This is a genomic window from Snodgrassella alvi (assembly GCF_002777425.1).
Lineage (GTDB): Bacteria > Pseudomonadota > Gammaproteobacteria > Burkholderiales > Neisseriaceae > Snodgrassella > Snodgrassella alvi_B.
This window is the reverse complement of record NZ_MDVC01000002.1, coordinates 86,641-105,016: the sequence shown is the minus strand read 5'-3', so window position 1 is coordinate 105,016 and position 18,376 is coordinate 86,641. Positions and strand designations below refer to the sequence as shown.

Sequence of the window (18,376 nt, the reverse complement as noted above, 5' to 3'; positions counted from 1 at the left end):
ATGTCACAGCATAATATAAAAAAAACAAAATACTGTTTGTATGCTTACCAGTCACAGCGGGGTACTACTATAGTTGAAGCAATTGTGGCTATATTCGTCCTGTCTTTCGGTGTACTTGCATTGATGTTAGCGCAGATTACAGCGGTTAATACGTCAATTAACGCGGCAAATCAAAGTGAGGTAACTAGAGCAGTGCAAAATTATATAGAAGAGATGCGCTCTCATCCTGGTCTAGAGATTGTGGAAAGAGAGGACGCAAATGGTACCAAAATACAATATATTGCTAAAGTCTATTCTCAATATGCTACCAATAATACGAATACTTGTTCAAACAAACTGGATATTCACTTAGTTAATGCAGGTCTAAATAGCTGTACCATTAGTCCAGATGGCCAGATTACTGTTAGATGGGGTGGACAATCTCTGGGTAATAATGATGTAAGTGATGAATTTTCATATAGTTTAATAGCAGGCCAATCATGAAAAAATCTTACCATGCTCAGATTAATCAAGATAATCTAGAGAGTAAATCTTACTCAAATTTCGCGGTTATTTTACATAAACAACGTGGTTTCAGTCTTGTCGAAATAATGGTGGCTTCAACTATCAGTATAATTATACTACTGGCAGCCAGTTCAACATTTTTAACTACCTATAAGCTGAAAGAACAGGTTAAAACAAGAATCAATTATGAGCAGGATGTCAGAAATGCAGCAAACCTGTTACGTAGTGATACACGTCAATTAGGTAATTTTAGTTGCATGAATCCACCAACAACAAATAATTTAAATAACATATTCAATGGTTCTTTTACTGATCCAAATAACAAACAGTTTTTATCAACTAGATTTACTAAAGATGGTATAGGTATTACTCAGACTAGAGGCAGTCAGCCACTAATAATGACATATATTAATGAAAATTATGCAAATACTCTTGTATCCACAAAGTGCAATAACAGTATACCGGACTTAGAACATCATGTAGATGCAGCAGTGTATATGGTTGGTACCACAAATTCTGATACTGTGCCCAGCTTATATCGCGTAAATTATAGTGGAGGACGCTGGAGTGCTCCCCAACTTCTTGTAAGTAATGTCTCCAATATACAATATAGCTTTGATTATGATGGGCATAGTGATGATGGGCATGCTAGTACAAAATGCCCACAGCCATCAGCAGGAGCTAACTCTTCCGTTCAAGTGATTGATAATGTAAAAAAAGACCAGCTTGATTTTAATTTTGCCAAACCACCTGTTTTAATAAAAGTAACATTGACAATAAATCAACCACAGGCGAACGCAGGTAATGTGAATTATGTAATTAATGCAATGGTTAGACAGGGTGAAGTTTGTATCAATAATCAGGTTCAACAGTAAATACTTAAATATTTCTAGAATAATGGCTACAGACATGAAGACTAATTATAAGACTCTACCAGGTAAGCAATCCGGCTTTGCACTGTTTCTAGTGCTTATTATGATGATTGTAATTGCTTTTCTAGTTGTTGCTACCATGCAGAGTACTTCAATGGATACTCGTACAAGTGCCAATGATAGCGACCATCAATTTGCTCTGGAGAATGCACAGTTAGGTATAATTGCAGCAGAAGATCTTATTAGTAGCTGGCCTGCTGCGCTTGGTATTAATGGAGATAAAAAAGTATTTACCTGTAACTGTAAAGATGGTTTATGTGCAGCCAATAATATACAACCATCAATAGCTAATAGTAAGTTGGCAACTGTAGAAAATTGTGGCACACCATTGAAAGAAGTCTGGAAAAGAGATAATGTATTTACCAATACAAATAATGATCCTTCCATTAAATCATCTCAATCAGAGGCCAGAGATGGAAAGCAGTACCGATATGTTATAGAATATTTAGGGCCTGATAAAGCAGCTGGAGTAGGTATATATTTGTTTCGCATCACGTCCAAAGGATGGGGGCGTAATCAATCTACAAACAGTATAGTTGAGGAAAATGTACAAGCTGCCCTATATGATAATTGATTTAATGAAAACAGATATAAAGATTGGCTTTTATGATCAATAAATTTTTAAGTAAAGGTTTCACTTTAGTAGAATTAATGATAGTAGTCGCTATTATAGCGATACTGTCTGTTATTGCCCTGCCTAGTTATAGAATCTATGTTGAAAAGGCAAATCTGGCAGATGCTAGCACTACGTTAATAAATCTCAATCAAAAAATTGCCGAACGAAAATTACAATTATTTAATGACAGTTTTGTTCAAAGTGATCTAAGTGCTATTGTTGGGCAGCAAGTTGGTAGCGGCAATAAATATACTATCGGGGTAATATGTCAGAACGATACCGATTGTTCAACTTATCATTTATATGCTGAACCCAAAAGAGGTAGTAATTTAAAAAAATCAGTATGGATGGGAAATAATAGTGGTCTATATATCTGTGATATAAGTAGTGTTAGTGGCATTGTTGATGCATCTAGTGAAACTAACTGTACAAAACAATAAAACAATTATTTCATTAGATAAAAAATTTAGAATTTATGGTCAAATTGTTTAACTAGAAATAATAACAAGACTTATTGTATAGATTAGTAAACCTTTATTTGTATGAACATATAATATTTTAAACTTACGACTTTAAAATTTGTAAGAAAATTATTAAATACCATATAAATCTTGGGTTAATTAAACCTTAATGAGTCACTTATTATATTTTTATGTATCTAGAGTTAAAATATTTAATAGCTGCATCAACAAATAGGGATATATATTAAGTAAACTGACAAGTTACACTGCAAAATTAAAGCTTATTCAGTTTGATAAACTATACTGAATACAAAGGCGGTTAAATTCACATATGGTAAAATTGTTTTTTCAAGAAAGAAATATAGAGCTAGTTTTAATTAATTGTTAATTATTAGCGTAAACAATTATTAATCCAGTTTTGACGCTGTTGATTATTTAAAACCTGTAAAAAATCATACTGAACCTTTAATTCTTCTACATCCTGCTGCATTCGTGGCATATAATGACTCAGCACATAGCGTTTAGCTTCTGCCTCATCAAACTTTGGTTGCATCAGAATTTGATTCAATTGTTCATTTTTACGTTTGTTATTTGCAGTATGTTGTAAGTTTGTATCATGATTGCGCTTATACTGCATTCTAATGAATCTGAGCCGTGCTTTTTGCATTTGAGTTAGTTCAAGCTTGCGGATATCACAATTGATTTGTCCAGAAGCAAAAGCAGGGCAGGCAAATGTCAATATGACAAAGCTAGTACAATAGCGTACTATTTTTTGCCAGCATGGGGTTACCATTCTGTTCTCCCTTTCAGTTCTCTTGAACGTTAAGAGTATACTTAAATAGCGGTCAAGCACCTATAATGGTAGTAAACTTGCGTAAATAATACAATTTACCATAGGCCTTTTATATGAATAAGTTAATAAAGCCAGATTTTTTTATAGCACCCAGTATTCTATCTGCTAATTTTGCCTGTTTGGGCAACGAGATTGCTTCAGTAATTGATGGTGGTGCTGACTGGATACATTTTGATGTAATGGATAACCATTATGTGCCAAATCTTACTTTTGGTCCTATGGTTTGTCAGGCTGTAAAGCCTTATGCCTCTGTACCGATTGATGTGCATTTGATGGTTGAGCCAGTAGACGAAATGATAAATGCTTTTGCTGCAGCAGGTGCCAATATTATTACTTTTCATCCTGAAGCAAGTCGGCATATTGACAGAAGCTTAAGTCTGATAAAAGCAGCAGGATGTGAGGCAGGGCTGGTATTAAACCCAGCTACGCCAATCCATGTATTGGCAGAGGTAATAGACAAACTTGATGTGATATTGTTGATGTCTGTTAATCCAGGCTTTGGTGGACAGAGTTTTATTCCATCAACGTTGAAAAAAATAAGTCAGGTTCGAGCGCTAATCAATGAATATGCAAGAGAAAATGGAAGGTATATTCGTCTGGAAGTAGACGGGGGTATCAAGATTGATAATATAGCTCAGGTAGCCGCGGCAGGTGCTGATACATTTGTTGCAGGCTCTGCAATTTTTGGACATGATAACTATGCCAAACAAATAACAGCAATGCGAACACAACTGACTGATATAAGTTAGTAATTAGTCAATTGGTATTTTGTTCGGATATAAACAACAATATCGAATTGATATATTGATTTCTGTAATTAATTGATTCTTATAATGACATATTATTTATGTTTCTTTAAGATTTAAATAATTTTATAAAAAAAGCAGTTAGTTTATATCCGACTGCTTTTTTTATTTTTACAAATAAGAGCAATATCAAAATAATATAATTAAATTTTAATGAGCCTCATCCCAGTTATGGCCATTTCCAACGTCGGCAATTAATGGTACCTTTAACTGGGCTACACCAGACATCAATTGTGGTAAATGATGCTGCAAGGTTGATAATTCAGATTCAGGTACTTGTAATACGAGCTCGTCGTGTACTTGCATAATTAGTTTTGTATGCATTTTTTCCTGCTCCAGCCAACTTTGTACAGCAATCATGGCACGTTTTATTAAATCTGATGCTGTACCTTGCATTGGTGCATTGATTGCAGCTCTAAATGCTCCAGCGCGCTCCGTACCATTGCTACTTTTTAAGCCTGGCAGATAAAGACGTCGTCCAAAAAGTGTTTCTACAAATCCATGCTGCAATGCCTGTTCTTTAGTTTTTTCCATATATTCATGCACACCCGGATATCGGCTAAAATAGCGGGAAATGAAATGTTGTGCTGCCTGAAGTTCAATTCCGAGTGATTTGGCCAATCCATATTCACTCATGCCATAAATTAAACCAAAATTAATCGTTTTAGCGTAGCGTCGCTGTTCTGCAGTTATCTGATCCTGACTGATTGCAAAGATTTCTGCAGCTGTACGCTTATGAATGTCTTCATTATTGCGGAAAGCATCAATCAGAGTAGTATCATTGGCAAGATGAGCCATAATGCGTAACTCAATTTGAGAATAATCCGCTGAAACTATGAGTTGGCCGGGTGGGGCGATAAAGCTTCTTCGTATACGCCGTCCTTCTTCGGTGCGTACAGGAATATTTTGCAAATTAGGATTGTTACTGGCTAGTCGGCCTGTAATGGCAACAGCCTGGGCATAAGTAGTATGTACACGCCCTGTGTGTGAATTTATCAGCTGAGGCAATTTATCCGTATAAGTAGACTTAAGTTTGGCCAGGCTACGCGTCTGTAAAATAAGTTTGGGCAGGGGATAGTCAGCAGCCAGTTTTTCCAATACTGCCTCATTGGTTGAAATACCGCCAGACGAGGTTTTTTTTAGCCCAGAAGTAGGGATACCCATTTTTTCAAACAGTATGGATTGCAGCTGTTTTGGAGAGTTTAGATTAAAAGGCTGGCCGGCCAGCTGATAAGCCTGTTCCTCCAGTTTAACCAGCTGCGTACCAAGCTCATGGCTTTGCTGGGCCAGTTCGTGACGATCAATTAATACCCCTGTACGCTCCATAATACATAATATGTTTTCAACAGGGATTTCCAGATTACGGTACAGCTCGAGCTGGGCTGCATCCATTTGTTGTCTGAGTAAAATTTCGAGACGTAAGGATACATCCGCGTCTTCTGCGGCGTAGTTAACTGCATCTTCCAGTGCTACATCAGCAAAACTTATTTGTTTTGCTCCTTTACCACATAAATCTTCATAGTGAATAGTTTGCCAGTCAAGATGTCGCAGTGCCAGCTCATCCAGACCATGCCCCAAATGGCTTTCAACAATATAAGAAGCCAGCATGGAGTCACCAACAATACCTTTTAAATTAATATTATAATTAGCCAGTACATGCTGGTCGTATTTGATATTCTGGCCAATTTTGCCAAGCTTATCGGCTTCTAAATAAGGTTTAAGGGCATTCAAAACCGTTTCAAGCGGTAATTGTTCACTAACTGCAGTAGGGCTGTGACCAACAGGGATATAGAATGCCTTTCCTGGTTCTAAAGCAATACTGACACCAACCAGATTGGCATTCATTGCATCCAAGCTATCTGTTTCTGTATCCAAAGCAATAGTGTGTATTGTATCTAATTGTTTCAGTAATTCAGCCAGTTGTGTGGCTTTGATAATAGCTGAATATTGTTTAGGAATGTTTTTTAAATCATCTGCATCTGATTTGTTCTGTACAATTTTTTTATTGGTATCTTCATTAATTTCCGTCTCGATAAACAGGTCGTTCACAGGCTGTAAAATAGTTGTGTTCTCTTCATGATGTGTCTGCGCTTCTTTTAACCAGTTTTTAAATCCCAGTTGCTGAAAATGGGGAATTAGTTCTGCCCATGCCGGCGTTTGGCGCTTTAGGTCTTCAAGACCATGTGGCAATTCCTGTTGCAAGTTTATATCTGTTTTAATGGTAATTAATTGATAAGATAAAGGTAATTTTGGTAGAGCTATACGTAAGTTTTCACCAACTTTTCCTTTAATATCATTAGCATGCTCAATGATATTTTGTAGTGTTCCATATTCCTGTAACCATTTGACTGCTGTCTTGGGGCCGCATTTATCTACGCCAGGTACATTATCAACTTTGTCACCAATCAGACTCAGGTAATCAATTATCTGATCAGGTTTGACACCAAACTTATCTAATACGCCGCTAGCATCAAGCTTTTCATTACTCATGGTATTTACCAGGGTGACCTGATTATTAACCAGCTGAGCCATGTCTTTATCACCAGTTGAGATAATAACCTGATAGTCGGCTTGTTGTGCTGAACAGGCTAATGTGCCAATTACATCATCAGCTTCTACACCATTTATAGATAAAACAGGCCAACCCATTAATTTTACCAATTCCGGTAAAGCTTCAGCCTGCGGTCGCAAATCTTCTGGCATCGGTGGACGGTTGGCTTTATATTCAGAATAAAGCTGATGGCGAAAATTTTCACCTTTAGCATCAAATACGCAACAGGCATAATCGTGTGGTGTGTCCAGCCGCAAGCGGCGTAACATATTTAGTACACCGTATAATGCACCTGTAGGCATACCTGTTGGACTAGTTAATGGTGCCAGAGCGTGAAATGCTCTATATAAATAAGATGACCCGTCAACAAGTAATAGTGTTTTTTTCATAGTAATTCCAGAAATATCAATTTTTAGCTCATAAGCCACCTGAAATTAAATCAGCTGGTTTCAATTGTTCGTACTAGATTTTTTAATCCCGTTTTGCTTAGTTGTTGCTAGCCTGATAAAGATATAAAAGACTTTAATTAATTTGTATTTTACGATAAAAAATATTGTTAGTAATTTTAAACTATGGCTTTATTGGTAAAGTCAGTATATAAAAACACGGAAAACGCAGAAAAAATTGATAATCACCGACACCAATCTAATTGATTCATTATAGCTGCTATATTGTTTGTTTATTTCGCATAATGAATATTATGTTAAATTTTTAATATTAAACTTGAACCGATTAAAGTTTATAATTTACAAGCTTCTTCGCCTACTAACCTTTTAGTTTATTTATTCATACAAGCAATTGTTATGTATCTTGCCTCTAGTTCATTTTCTCTGATTATTTTTTCTATTTAAATCCCTATAGTAATTACGAATCGTACTTCTAAAAGTATCTTGTGGATGTTCAATCATTTTTTTAGCAAGTTTATCTAAATCCTTACTATGATAAAGATCTAAACACTTTAAAAAATCAAATTTAATGCCTTTTATCTCAGCTTCAACCAATGGATTAAGGTAATTACGTGACAAATAAGAATCAATTATTTTAATTTCTGCATCTATGCTTTTGTCCATGTTGTAATAAGTCCATTCAATTAACGCACTTACACTACTACCTGCATCCATTGAAGCAATGTCCCCATAGGCTTTTGCTAAACAATTTCCTAAAACCATATCCTTATAGTTTTGAATAAAAGTACGGTTTACAGCTTCAGGTGTCATGGAGTTAATGCTTGATGCATTACAAATCAATGGAAATAAAATTAAACAACAACTGCACAAGATTTGCATTTTAAACTTTTTCATTTTAGCTCCCAGAAATTGGCTTGAATTGTTATGTGTCTTGCTTCTTATTTATTTGCACTGATTATTTTTTTCTATTTAAATCCCTATAATAATTACGAACTGTACTTCTAAATGTTTCTTGTGGATGTTCAATTACTCTTTTTGCTAAAGTATCTAATTCTTTACTATGATAAAGATCCAGACATTTTAAAAAATCAAATTTGATATCCTTTATTTGTATCTCAGCTGATGGATTTAAATAGTTGCGTGATAAATATGAATCAACCATTTTAACTTCTGCTATTATGCTTTCATTCATATCATAATAAGTCCACTCGCGTAACGCAGTGACACTACTTCCTGCATCCATTGAGGCAATTTCACCTTCTTGATAAGCATTAGCTATACAATGTGCTAACACCATATCCTTGTAGTTTTGAATAAATGTTCTGCTAGGCGCTTCGGGTGAAGTAGTTTTATCGTTAGCAGCATTACACAAAAATGGCAATAACGCTAAGAAATAACCACATAGAAATTTGAGTTTAAAGTTTCTCATAGCAAACTCTAAATTTTAATTTTCAGGATTACAAGATGATCTGAAATATTTTTCATTTATTTCTATTTAAATCTCTATAATAGTTATGTAATGAACTCTTGTAAGTCTCATGTGAATATTCAACCATTCTTTTAGCTAGCCTATTTAAATCTTTGCTATGATAAAGATCCAGGCATTTTAGGAAATCAAATTTCACCCCTTTTATCTCTGCTTCAACGAGTGGATTAAAGTAATTTCGTGACAGATATGTATCTACTAAATTTTGTATCGCTTTCGTACTTTCTTCCAAATCGTAGTAAGTCCATTCCTCTAATGCACTAACACTGCTTCCTGCGTCTATTGCAGCTAATTTGTCATCATGATAGGCATCTGCTATACAAAATGCCAAAACCATGTCCTTATAGTTTTGAATAATTGTTCGCTTAGGTGCTTCTGGTGATGTGATATTATTGTTTGAAGCATTACAACCAAATGATAATATAATCAGTAAACAAGCACATATGATTTGCATTCTAAAAATTTTCATAGCAAACTCCAAAAGTTAGCCCGATCTGTGGTATATGTTGACTCTGGTTCGTTAAAATAGCATATAAAAAATTGATTAGATGGTTAACTCGATAGAAATACTTGAATTTCTTATCTCCCCCAGATACTGTTTGCTTTGGTATAAATGGTATTCTGAATCCAGACTGATTCAGAATATAACTCATGCGAACTGCACAAGTGTTATTCCACCTTAGTTTTGGGTCTGGATGATTTATATTGTATGCAACAAGACCACCAATGATCTTAGCAACTCTTTGCCGTCTTTCTTCTAAATTATCAGCTTTATTGTAAATTATCTCAGAAGCAGCCAATTTAAATCTCCTTATATATGTTATGTTCAGATTTTGCATTTGAGATATTTGCTGCGAAACTTAAATATCAAAAGCATAAAAATTTCGCAGCTGATTTAGGGCGTTTTCCTGTTTATTAATACTTTACAGGTTATAACTACCCAATATTGTTTTTTAGATTACTGCTGTTGCCAACGCTGTTGAGATTCACGAATAACCTTTTTAGCTTCTTCGATGTCGCCCCAGTGTGTTACTTGGGTGGTGCCAGCCTTTTTCAGGTCTTTGTAGTGATTAAAGTGAAATTCAACCTGTTTAATCAATTGTGGCGGTAAATCCGCCAATGTTTGAATAGCATTACCATTGTTGCGATCATCTGCCGGTACAACAACTACTTTGTCATCAACTTCACCGTCATCAACAAATTTCATTACGCCAATAATCCGCGCTTCTAGGTAGATACCAGTGCTCAGAGGCTGGTCGGTAACGATTAAAGCATCCAGTTCATCGCCATCCTCGTCTAGTGTTTGCGGGATAAATCCGTAATTAGTTGGCTTAGCGAAAATAACAGGCTCAACACGATCCAGTTTCATTGCACCAAGCTTACGATCCCACTCTATTTTATGGTTGGAACCAGCAGGGATTTCTACTACTACATTGATAATACCGCCGTCTACATCACCGGCATCCAGAATCTGATTAAAATCTGCCATGATTAAATGTCCTGCATTTAAGTTTAAGTGGCCGTATTGTAAACAATAGCTTTTTATTTGCCCATATTTTATTAGATATTTATTGGATAAAATTTTAAAAAGCCAAACCATATCAGGTTTGGCTTTTTTCATTTGCTGATTGCTTCGTTAGCTGGCTATGTGTTGGGTATCATTTGCCAATTTATTTCCAAATTGAACATTCATGAATGCCAATTAGACTTACTTGCATGATCAAAGCCCGCTAAAGCGATAGGTGGGCAAGCAAGTATGAAAAAAATGCACTGATAGCCACTTGGGTAGCTTTTCTATTGCCGGTTATGATTCTGACGATCTCATGATATATACATGTCAAAAAAATGTCAAAACCGGCGAATCAGTGGACTATTCATTAACATCAAAAGTGTTAGATAAAGTATTGAATACAATGCAATAATCAGTGGTGGGTCGTCAGGGGATCGAACCCTGGACAAATGGATTAAGAGTCCACTGCTCTACCAACTGAGCTAACGACCCATCTGGGTAGGAGATTATACGCGTCTTTACATTGAAGGGCAATATCCATTGCTATGCTTTAATGTATTGCCCTTCTCTACTTTTAAATTTTTAAGTAATTATTAAGTTTCAATTATGTAGGCTTTTGATACTTATGGATGCAAGACGCTTTGGCCACCCAGATAAGGCTGTAACGCTGCTGGAATGTTGATGCTGCCATCTTCATTCTGATGGTTTTCCAGTACTGCAACCAATGCTCTGCCTACAGCTAAACCAGAGCCATTCAATGTATGTACCAGCTGGTTTTTGCCATCACTGTCTTTGAAGCGTGCCTGCATGCGGCGTGCCTGAAAGTCTTCGCAGTTTGAACAGCTGGAAATTTCGCGATAGGTATTTTGCGCTGGTATCCACACTTCCAAATCATAGGTTTTGGCCGCACTGAATCCCATATCACCTGTGCATAATACGATTACCCGATAGGGTAATTCCAGCAGCTGAAGAATTTTTTCGGCATGGCCAACCATTTCTTCCAGTGCTGCATAGGAGTTTTCTGGGTGCTGGATTTGCACCATTTCTACTTTATCAAACTGGTGCTGTCGAATCAGTCCCCGAGTGTCTTTACCATATGAACCGGCTTCAGAACGGAAGCAAGGTGAATGTGCGGTTAATTTTTTGGGTAATTCATCTTTGCTTAAGATGCGCTCACGCACGGTATTGGTTAAGGTGATCTCTGCGGTTGATATCAGGTATTGTTCCTGTGTATTTTCTTTATCTCCGCTGCTAACTTTATACATGTCTTCAGAAAATTTGGGTAACTGCCCTGTACCGACCAAGATTTCTGGATTAACAATGTAAGGGGTGTAATGCTCTATATAGCCATGCTGCTGTGTATGGGTATCAAGCATAAATTGCGCTAATGCTCGGTGTAATCGCGCTATCGGACCGCGCATTAATGCAAATCGGGCTCCGGACAGTTCTGATGCGGTTTTAAAGTCCAATCCTAATGGTTCGCCTAAATCGACATGATCTTTAACCTGAAAATCAAAATGCCGTGGTGTGCCAATGCGACGGATTTCAATGTTGTCGTTTTCATCTTTACCTACAGGAACATCGTTATGTGGCAGATTGGGAATAGTCTGGATTAAGTTGTTAATCTGGTTCTGTATGCTCTGGTAATTTTGGTCAGTTTGTTCCAACTCTGTTTTAATCTGGGCAACCTCAGCCATTACTTCGCTGGCTTCATTGTGTTTGCCCTGTCCTTTTAGTGCGCCAATCTGTTTGGACAGGTTATTGCGTTTGGCCTGTAATTCTTCTGTACGCATCTGTAATTGTTTGCGCTGCTGTTCCAGATGGGAAAAAGCTGCGGTATCCAGATTGTAGCCGCGGGTTTGTAATCTTTGGGCAATACTATTGATATCTTGACGGAGTAATTGAATGTCTAGCATGATAATAATGTGTTTAGTGACGAGTTATGGCTATTATTGTAAACGATTAGTAGTTGTAATGCAGGGTGGCTAACTGGCTTTAAATATTTTGTTGCGCAGCTAGCTGCTGTGTTTTCTGGATAAATTCAGTTTGTTTGGCTTTGGCCTTGCCTGAATCAATGGCGGTAATGGCTAAATCTACGCCCTCCTCTAATGAGGATGTGATATCGGCAGCGTAAATTGCTGCGGCAGCATTGAGTACGACTATGTCGCGACAAGGACCTTTTTCGCCGTTTAATACTGCATTCATAATATGCAGAGACTCTTCGCTATTAGATACTTTTAAGGGTTTCAGATCTTCAATAACAGGTATATCAAATTGTGCTGGATGAATATCGTATTCCATTATGGTGCCATTTTTCAGTTCGGCAACGCGGGTAGTACCTGTGAGCGTAATTTCATCCAGACCGTCACTACCATGAACTACTAAAACATGTTTGCTGCCAAGCTGTTTTAATACCCGCGATAGAATTCCAACTAGATCGATATGAAATACTCCTAATACCTGATTGCAAGCTCCTGCTGGGTTGGTTAGTGGCCCAAGTATATTAAATACAGTACGGACACCTAGCGCCCGGCGTACAGGAGCTACATAGCGCATGCTGTTATGGTGGTTTGGTGCATACATAAATCCAACACCTAACTGGTCAATACACTCCCCTACATGCTCGGGTGTTAATTCTAGTGCTGCGCCCATGGCTTCAATAATGTCGGCAGAACCGCTGGACGAAGATACTGAACGTCCGCCATGTTTTGCTACTTTGGCACCCGCAGCAGCCACTACAAACATACTGGTTGTGGAAATATTGAATGTATGCGCATTGTCACCACCAGTACCGACGATATCAATCAGATGTTCACGCTGCTGTACTGGAACTTTTGTTGCAAACTCGCGCATTACTGTAGCTGCAGCTGCAATTTCTGATACGCTTTCTACCTTGATACGTAAACCGATAAGAATGGCAGCAATAACTTCGGGTGCTACTTCTCCATTCATAATCTGGCGCATTAAATCGGTCATTTCATCATAAAATAATTCGTTATTGTCCAGCAGACGGTTAAGTGCCTGTTGCGGCGTAATCATATTAATTCTTTCTAAAAGAAACCAGTATGTTAAACGGCTTTATTACTTCTATTACTTTTGGTGTCGTTGCAGAAAATTACGCAACATTTCATAGCCATTTTCGGTAAGTAATCCTTCGGGATGAAACTGAACGCCTTCGATGGCGTGAGTTTTGTGCCTGATGCCCATAATTTCATTATCATCTGTCCAAGCGGTAATTTCGAGACACTCAGGTAATGTTTCTTTTTCGATAACCAGACTATGGTAGCGGGTACAGTTTACGGGATTGGGCAAATTGGAAAACAGAGAGTTATTGTGATGGTAAACAGGAGAAATTTTACCATGCATAACATTTTTGGCACGTACTATCTTGCCTCCGAAAGCATACCCAATACTTTGATGCCCCAGACAAATTCCCAGAATAGGTATTTTGCCACCAAAATGTTTTATGGTCGCCACCGAGATACCTGCTTCTTTTGGGGTACAAGGCCCAGGACCGATGACAATTTTTTCTGGTGCCAGGGCAATTATATCTTCCACAGTGATTTCATCATTGTTTTTAACGATTATTTCTTCGCCTAGCTGGCCAAGGTATTGCACGATGTTATAGGTGAAACTATCGTAATTATCAATGAATAGCAACATTAACCATGCCTTTTAAGGGTAGTATGAATCGTAGTGGTTTCACAGTAAGCTTTCCAGAGGTAGCCATGAGAGCATTTTGACCCATATGCGCTGCCAAATACTGGTGTCGGGTTCATGATGATAAACCCTAGTTTGATTTTTGTCGTTGGTTTTCAACCATTCGAGTTTGCCCTGTGCTGAAAGTTTTACCTGATAGGTTACATCCGGTAATGCTTCGTTGATGGCCTGATTCATGAATTGTGCCATCTCGGGTGACTGGATAACTACGCCCATTTCTGTATTAAGTCGAGCCGAACGTGGGTCAAAATTGAGGGAGCCAATGTAGAGCTGCTGCCCATCTATGGTAAAGGTTTTTGCATGCAGGCTTGACTCAGAATTACCTGTAAAAGCCCGATCACGTGGGCCTTTTAAGAATCCTTGATTCTTAAGTTCATAAATCTCAACACCCTCTTTTAACAGGGGAGTACGGTAATGTACATAACCAGAATGTACGGCAGGTACATCAGTTGCAGCCAGTGAGTTAGTAAGGATGCGTACTCTTACGCCCTCTTCCCTGAGTTTGAACAAATATTCCAAACCTGTTTGTGTCGGCACAAAATAAGGTGTGATAACCAGCAAATCTTTTTGTGGTTCTACAACAGATGCAGCAAGTGCATTCAGGGTCAAACTCGCTTTTTCATATTTAATTACAGGTGATTGTGCTGTATCTGGTGCAACTAAAAGACTGTCAGTAGGCTGGCTGGTATTTGATTTGTTTTTGCCTTTGGGCAAAGCTTTGTCTGGATTGTCGCTTACTAGAATCAGATGTGCCCACTGGTAATTGAGAGAACCGTCCAGTAACCGATTGATAAAGTTGTCGCGGTTGTAGGCATTACCGTAGCTATCAGCTCGCAAGTAGTTGAAACTTCGGCGCTTGAATATTGGCATACTGGCCTGTAGTTTGTTACGGCGGTGAACGATGCTGCTGAAATCATATGCTGAAGCGCTATTCCAATAACGATCGAAATTATTGGATACCTGATTGACGATCGGCCCTATGGCCAGAATGTCCAGATCAACAAATAGTGTACCTTTACCCATATCAAAGTATTCATCGCCGATATTACGTCCGCCAAGAATAGTTATCTGATTATCTGCTGTGATTGATTTATTATGCATACGCCGATTTAAACGGGCAAAATCAGTTACGTAACTTAATGCTCGCCAGTGCCGGTGCATAAATGGATTGAATAAACGTATCTGGATATTGGGTTCTTGATTAAGGGCAGTTAATACTTTATCCAGACCAACGGTATTGTTATCGTCCAGCAGTAAACGAACTTGTACACCACGTTGAGCAGCCAATACTAGTTCATGAAAGAGTAACTGGCCGGATGTGTCATTACGCCAGATGTAATACTGTACGTCCAAACTGTGCTCTGCGGCACGAATCAAAGCCATACGTGCTGCAAATGCCTCATGACCATCGTCCAAAGGATAGAGACCAGATAATCCCGGGTGCTGGGTGATCAGAGAAGCGTTGGTGTAAGCTAGAGAAGAAGGGATATCAGCTGCTATATGAGTTTCGACGCTACGCCCTTGCAGTGAAGGTAAACTTTGGCAGGCATTTAGCATGCATAGTATGCAAAGATTCAGACATAAAGTACAGACATGATTAATATATTTGCTGTTCATGTGTGTACCGTATGTGGGTTATCAAACTGAAAACTGAAAACTGCATATTGCCTGAATAAATTTATAAACCTAAATCTTGCCATAAGGCATCAACTTTGGCTATGGTTGCTGCATCTTTGTGTATCACCTTACCCCATTCCCGGTTCGTTTCTCCCGGCCATTTGTTGGTTGCATCCAGTCCCATTTTGCCGCCAAGTCCGCTAATGGGGCTGGCAAAATCCAGATAATCAATCGGGGTATGATCGATTAAAGTGGTATCTCGGACAGGATCCATACGCGTGGTAATAGCCCAGACAACTTCTTTCCAATCCCGTATATTAATATCATCATCTACAATAATAATGTATTTGGTATACATGAATTGACGCAGATAGCTCCAACAGCCCATCATTATTCTTTTTGCGTGCCCGGCATATTGTTTTTTCATACTGACAATAGCCATGCGATATGAGCATCCTTCTGGAGGCAGATAAAAATCTATAATTTCAGGAAACTGTTTCTGCAGTAAGGGAATGAATACTTCATTTAATGCGACTCCCAGTACTGCTGGCTCGTCTGGGGGTTTACCGGTATAGGTACTGTGATAGATGGCATTTTCCCGCATGGTAATGCGTTCCACTGTGAATACCGGAAAATAATCCTGCTCATTATAGTAACCGGTATGATCACCATACGGGCCTTCAAGTGCCATTTCTTCTGGCTGTATAACCCCTTCCAGTACGATTTCTGCTCTGGCTGGGACGTGCAAATCATTGCCGATACATTTTACCAGTTCGGTACGTGAACCGCGTAATAAACCGGCAAACTGGTACTCGCTGAGATTGTCTGGTACTGGGGTAACTGCCCCCAGTATGGTTGCCGGATCACAACCCAATACTACTGATACTGGATAAGGTTTATCGGGATGTTTCTGTTTAAATGCCTGAAAATCCAGTGCGCCGCCACGGTGAGCCAGCCAACGCATAATGAGTTTATTTTTACCTAGTAATTGCTGCCGGTAAATGCCCAGATTCTGGCGTTTTTTTTCTGGTCCGCGTGTAACGGTTAATCCCCACGTAATGAGTGGAGCAGCATCTTCTGGCCAACATTTCTGAATAGGTAACTGTGTTAAATCAACTGCGTTACCTTCAAGGACAATTTCCTGACATGGAGCCTTTTTTACGATATGTGGTGCCATGCTCCATAAATCTTTGAGTAATGGCAATTTGGAAAAAGCATCTTTGATGCCTTTGGGTGGTTCTGGTTCTTTCAGATAAGCCAGAGTTTTGCCTATTTCCCGTAACTGGTTGGTGCTGTCTGCACCCATACCCATTGCTACACGTTCAGGTGTGCCAAACAGATTGGCCAAAACCGGAAAACGATATGGTTTTCCAGCCTGACTAACAGGTTGTTCAAACAGCAAAGCCGGCCCTTGTTTGTGCAATACCCGATCAGCAATTTCTGTGATCTCCAGATGGGGAGATACTGGTGTGTGAATCCGCTTTAATAGTTGTTGCTGTTCAAGAACGGAAATGAATTCACGTAAATCACGATATTTCATGACATGAACTTTCAAAATTTATTTGCTGTGCAATTGCTGCTGTACGCTGCTGTATTCACCTTTTAACAAGTGAGGCATGGCAGTCAGGGATTTTTGTATCGCCTCAGTTATTAAGGCATGTTCCTGTGCCTGCGGCTTGTTTAATACATAATGCACAACTAGATTACGGTCACCCGGGTGGCCGATTCCCAGCCGAAGTCGGTAAAAATCTGGTGTACCTAACCATGCCTGAATATCTTTTAAACCATTATGGCCGCCATTACTCCCGCCTTTTTTAAATCTAATCTGACCACAGGGTATATCCAGTTCATCATGAATAATCAGTATTTCTTCGGGTGATATTTTGTAGAATTTGGTCAGCGCCTGCACCGCAGTACCTGATTTATTCATATATGTAGATGGCTTAAGTAGCCAGATTTCACCTTCATCCAGGTTAACTCGCGCAACCTGACCAAAGAATTTTTTTTCTTCTTTTAAACCAATTTTCCATAAGCTGGCCAGTTCATCGATAAAGTCAAAACCTATGTTGTGTCGAGTATGTTCATATTCTTTGCCCGGATTGCCCAGACCTACTATGAGCCGGATATGAGACATGTATGTTCCTCAGTGTGTAAGCAAGCTGAATAAATGAATTTAAAAGAAAGAAACTAGTCTTTCTGCTGTGCCCGTCGCCGTCGGTTTTCTTTGGGATCAATGAGTAATGGTCGATAAACTTCGATGCGATCCCAGTCGCACAGTACATACTCATCTTTAATTTTTTTACCAAAAATACCAATAGGCGCTGTATGAAAATCAATTTGCGGGAATGTTTGTGGTAAGTCTGATTGCAGTAATGCCTGACGTGCACAGGTTCCAGCAGGAACCTTCCCCTGCCAGAGATGCTGGTGTTCAGTCGTAGCATAAACTGCTTCTATAATGATGTCAGTTATCATAACGCCTGTCAGCTTCCTGAATAAAGGCATCTACCAGTGTGGTAGCAATATGGTTGAAAACCGGACCAATCAGGGCTGAAAGCACGGCATTTGAGAATTCATACTCTAGACGAAAATCAATTTTACAGCCCAGATTATCAATAGGGGTAAATTGCCAGATACCTTCCAGTTTGCGAAAGGGACCATTGAGTAAGCTCATCTGGATTTGATTTGGTCTTTGATTGATGTTTCTGGTAGCAAAGGATTGGCGTATTTTCATGTAATCCATATGCAAAACGGCTTCCAGCGATTGTCCATCCCGTTTTAAGATATCTGTACGATTGCACCAAGGTAAAAATTTTGGGTAATCTTCTACAGCGTTGACCAGATCGAATATGTGTTCGGCACTGTGTAACACCAAAACGCTTTTTTCAACTGTTTTCATTTTTTGTCACATATGAT

Annotated in this window: 20 protein-coding genes and 1 tRNA gene; 5 read left to right on the top strand and 16 right to left on the bottom strand. The window is 38.6% G+C overall.

What is annotated here, in order from left to right:
- The 4 genes from BGI33_RS01180 to BGI33_RS01165 are packed head-to-tail and all read left to right on the top strand — an operon-like array spanning position 1 to position 2,492.
- Positions 1–483 carry a type IV pilus modification PilV family protein gene (locus BGI33_RS01180; RefSeq protein ID WP_100089555.1) on the top strand — a complete coding sequence of 161 codons (483 nt, stop codon included), beginning with the start codon at positions 1–3 and terminating at the stop codon, positions 481–483.
- Positions 480–1,379, top strand: coding sequence for a PilW family protein (locus BGI33_RS01175; protein ID WP_100089554.1), 900 nt, complete (start codon positions 480–482; stop codon positions 1,377–1,379). Before BGI33_RS01180 ends, BGI33_RS01175 begins: the two co-directional genes overlap by 4 nt.
- Before the next feature lie 34 nt (positions 1,380–1,413).
- Complete coding sequence (locus tag BGI33_RS01170; RefSeq protein ID WP_180296984.1) at positions 1,414–2,010, top strand: pilus assembly PilX family protein; 597 nt, start codon at positions 1,414–1,416, stop codon at positions 2,008–2,010.
- Between the two features lie 32 nt (positions 2,011–2,042).
- Complete coding sequence (locus BGI33_RS01165; RefSeq protein ID WP_100089552.1) at positions 2,043–2,492, top strand: type IV pilin protein; 450 nt, start codon at positions 2,043–2,045, stop codon at positions 2,490–2,492.
- 412 nt (positions 2,493–2,904) lie between these two features.
- On the opposite strand, the gene BGI33_RS01160 is transcribed toward BGI33_RS01165, so the two are convergent.
- A complete protein-coding gene (locus tag BGI33_RS01160) occupies positions 2,905–3,306 on the bottom strand; it encodes a Spy/CpxP family protein refolding chaperone (RefSeq protein WP_100089551.1) in 402 nt (133 codons plus the stop codon).
- Between the two features lie 113 nt (positions 3,307–3,419).
- On the opposite strand from BGI33_RS01160, the gene rpe reads away from it, so the two are divergent.
- Entirely contained in the window at positions 3,420–4,115 is a 696-nt protein-coding gene (gene rpe / locus BGI33_RS01155; protein WP_100089550.1) for a ribulose-phosphate 3-epimerase, read from the top strand.
- Between the two features lie 207 nt (positions 4,116–4,322).
- Here the strand turns inward: rpe and polA are convergent, their stop codons facing one another.
- The 15 genes from polA to BGI33_RS01080 all read right to left on the bottom strand — a co-directional run bounded on the left by polA (position 4,323) and on the right by BGI33_RS01080 (position 18,359).
- Complete coding sequence (gene polA / locus BGI33_RS01150) at positions 4,323–7,112, bottom strand: DNA polymerase I (RefSeq protein WP_100089549.1); 2,790 nt, start codon at positions 7,110–7,112, stop codon at positions 4,323–4,325.
- A 432-nt stretch (positions 7,113–7,544) separates the two neighbouring features.
- Positions 7,545–7,940 (bottom strand): type VI secretion system amidase immunity protein Tai4, encoded by a 396-nt coding sequence (locus BGI33_RS01145; protein ID WP_218965091.1) that lies wholly within the window; start codon positions 7,938–7,940, stop codon positions 7,545–7,547.
- A 145-nt stretch (positions 7,941–8,085) separates the two neighbouring features.
- Positions 8,086–8,559 carry a type VI secretion system amidase immunity protein Tai4 gene (locus BGI33_RS01140; protein WP_100089547.1) on the bottom strand — a complete coding sequence of 158 codons (474 nt, stop codon included), beginning with the start codon at positions 8,557–8,559 and terminating at the stop codon, positions 8,086–8,088.
- A gap of 52 nt (positions 8,560–8,611) precedes the next feature.
- On the bottom strand, positions 8,612–9,085 hold the full coding sequence (locus BGI33_RS01135) for a type VI secretion system amidase immunity protein Tai4 (RefSeq protein ID WP_180296983.1): 474 nt from the start codon (positions 9,083–9,085) through the stop codon (positions 8,612–8,614).
- Positions 9,072–9,416 (bottom strand): T6SS effector amidase Tae4 family protein, encoded by a 345-nt coding sequence (locus tag BGI33_RS01130; protein WP_218965090.1) that lies wholly within the window; start codon positions 9,414–9,416, stop codon positions 9,072–9,074. Before BGI33_RS01130 ends, BGI33_RS01135 begins: the two co-directional genes overlap by 14 nt.
- A 158-nt stretch (positions 9,417–9,574) precedes the next feature.
- Positions 9,575–10,105, bottom strand: a complete 531-nt coding sequence (locus BGI33_RS01125) for an inorganic diphosphatase (RefSeq protein ID WP_100089594.1) — start codon at positions 10,103–10,105, stop codon at positions 9,575–9,577.
- A 437-nt stretch (positions 10,106–10,542) separates the two neighbouring features.
- Positions 10,543–10,618, bottom strand: a tRNA-Lys gene (locus BGI33_RS01120).
- Between the two features lie 131 nt (positions 10,619–10,749).
- Complete coding sequence (serS, locus tag BGI33_RS01115) at positions 10,750–12,042, bottom strand: serine--tRNA ligase (protein ID WP_100089546.1); 1,293 nt, start codon at positions 12,040–12,042, stop codon at positions 10,750–10,752.
- A 79-nt stretch (positions 12,043–12,121) separates the two neighbouring features.
- Positions 12,122–13,165: an anthranilate phosphoribosyltransferase gene (gene trpD / locus BGI33_RS01110; protein WP_100089545.1), complete on the bottom strand. Its 1,044-nt coding sequence runs from the start codon at positions 13,163–13,165 to the stop codon at positions 12,122–12,124.
- A gap of 51 nt (positions 13,166–13,216) precedes the next feature.
- Entirely contained in the window at positions 13,217–13,789 is a 573-nt protein-coding gene (locus tag BGI33_RS01105) for an aminodeoxychorismate/anthranilate synthase component II (protein ID WP_100089544.1), read from the bottom strand.
- A 39-nt stretch (positions 13,790–13,828) separates the two neighbouring features.
- Positions 13,829–15,403 (bottom strand): phospholipase D family protein, encoded by a 1,575-nt coding sequence (locus BGI33_RS01100; protein ID WP_180298946.1) that lies wholly within the window; start codon positions 15,401–15,403, stop codon positions 13,829–13,831.
- A 121-nt stretch (positions 15,404–15,524) separates the two neighbouring features.
- Positions 15,525–17,003 (bottom strand): 4-hydroxy-3-polyprenylbenzoate decarboxylase, encoded by a 1,479-nt coding sequence (ubiD, locus tag BGI33_RS01095; RefSeq protein WP_100089542.1) that lies wholly within the window; start codon positions 17,001–17,003, stop codon positions 15,525–15,527.
- A gap of 18 nt (positions 17,004–17,021) precedes the next feature.
- The gene (gene pth / locus BGI33_RS01090) at positions 17,022–17,597 is read right to left on the bottom strand and encodes an aminoacyl-tRNA hydrolase (protein WP_100089541.1); all 576 of its coding nucleotides are present in this window, start codon (positions 17,595–17,597) and stop codon (positions 17,022–17,024) included.
- A gap of 53 nt (positions 17,598–17,650) precedes the next feature.
- Positions 17,651–17,935, bottom strand: coding sequence for an RnfH family protein (locus BGI33_RS01085; protein ID WP_100089540.1), 285 nt, complete (start codon positions 17,933–17,935; stop codon positions 17,651–17,653).
- Positions 17,925–18,359 carry a type II toxin-antitoxin system RatA family toxin gene (locus BGI33_RS01080; protein WP_100089539.1) on the bottom strand — a complete coding sequence of 145 codons (435 nt, stop codon included), beginning with the start codon at positions 18,357–18,359 and terminating at the stop codon, positions 17,925–17,927. Before BGI33_RS01080 ends, BGI33_RS01085 begins: the two co-directional genes overlap by 11 nt.
- Between the last annotated feature and the right edge of the window lie 17 nt (positions 18,360–18,376).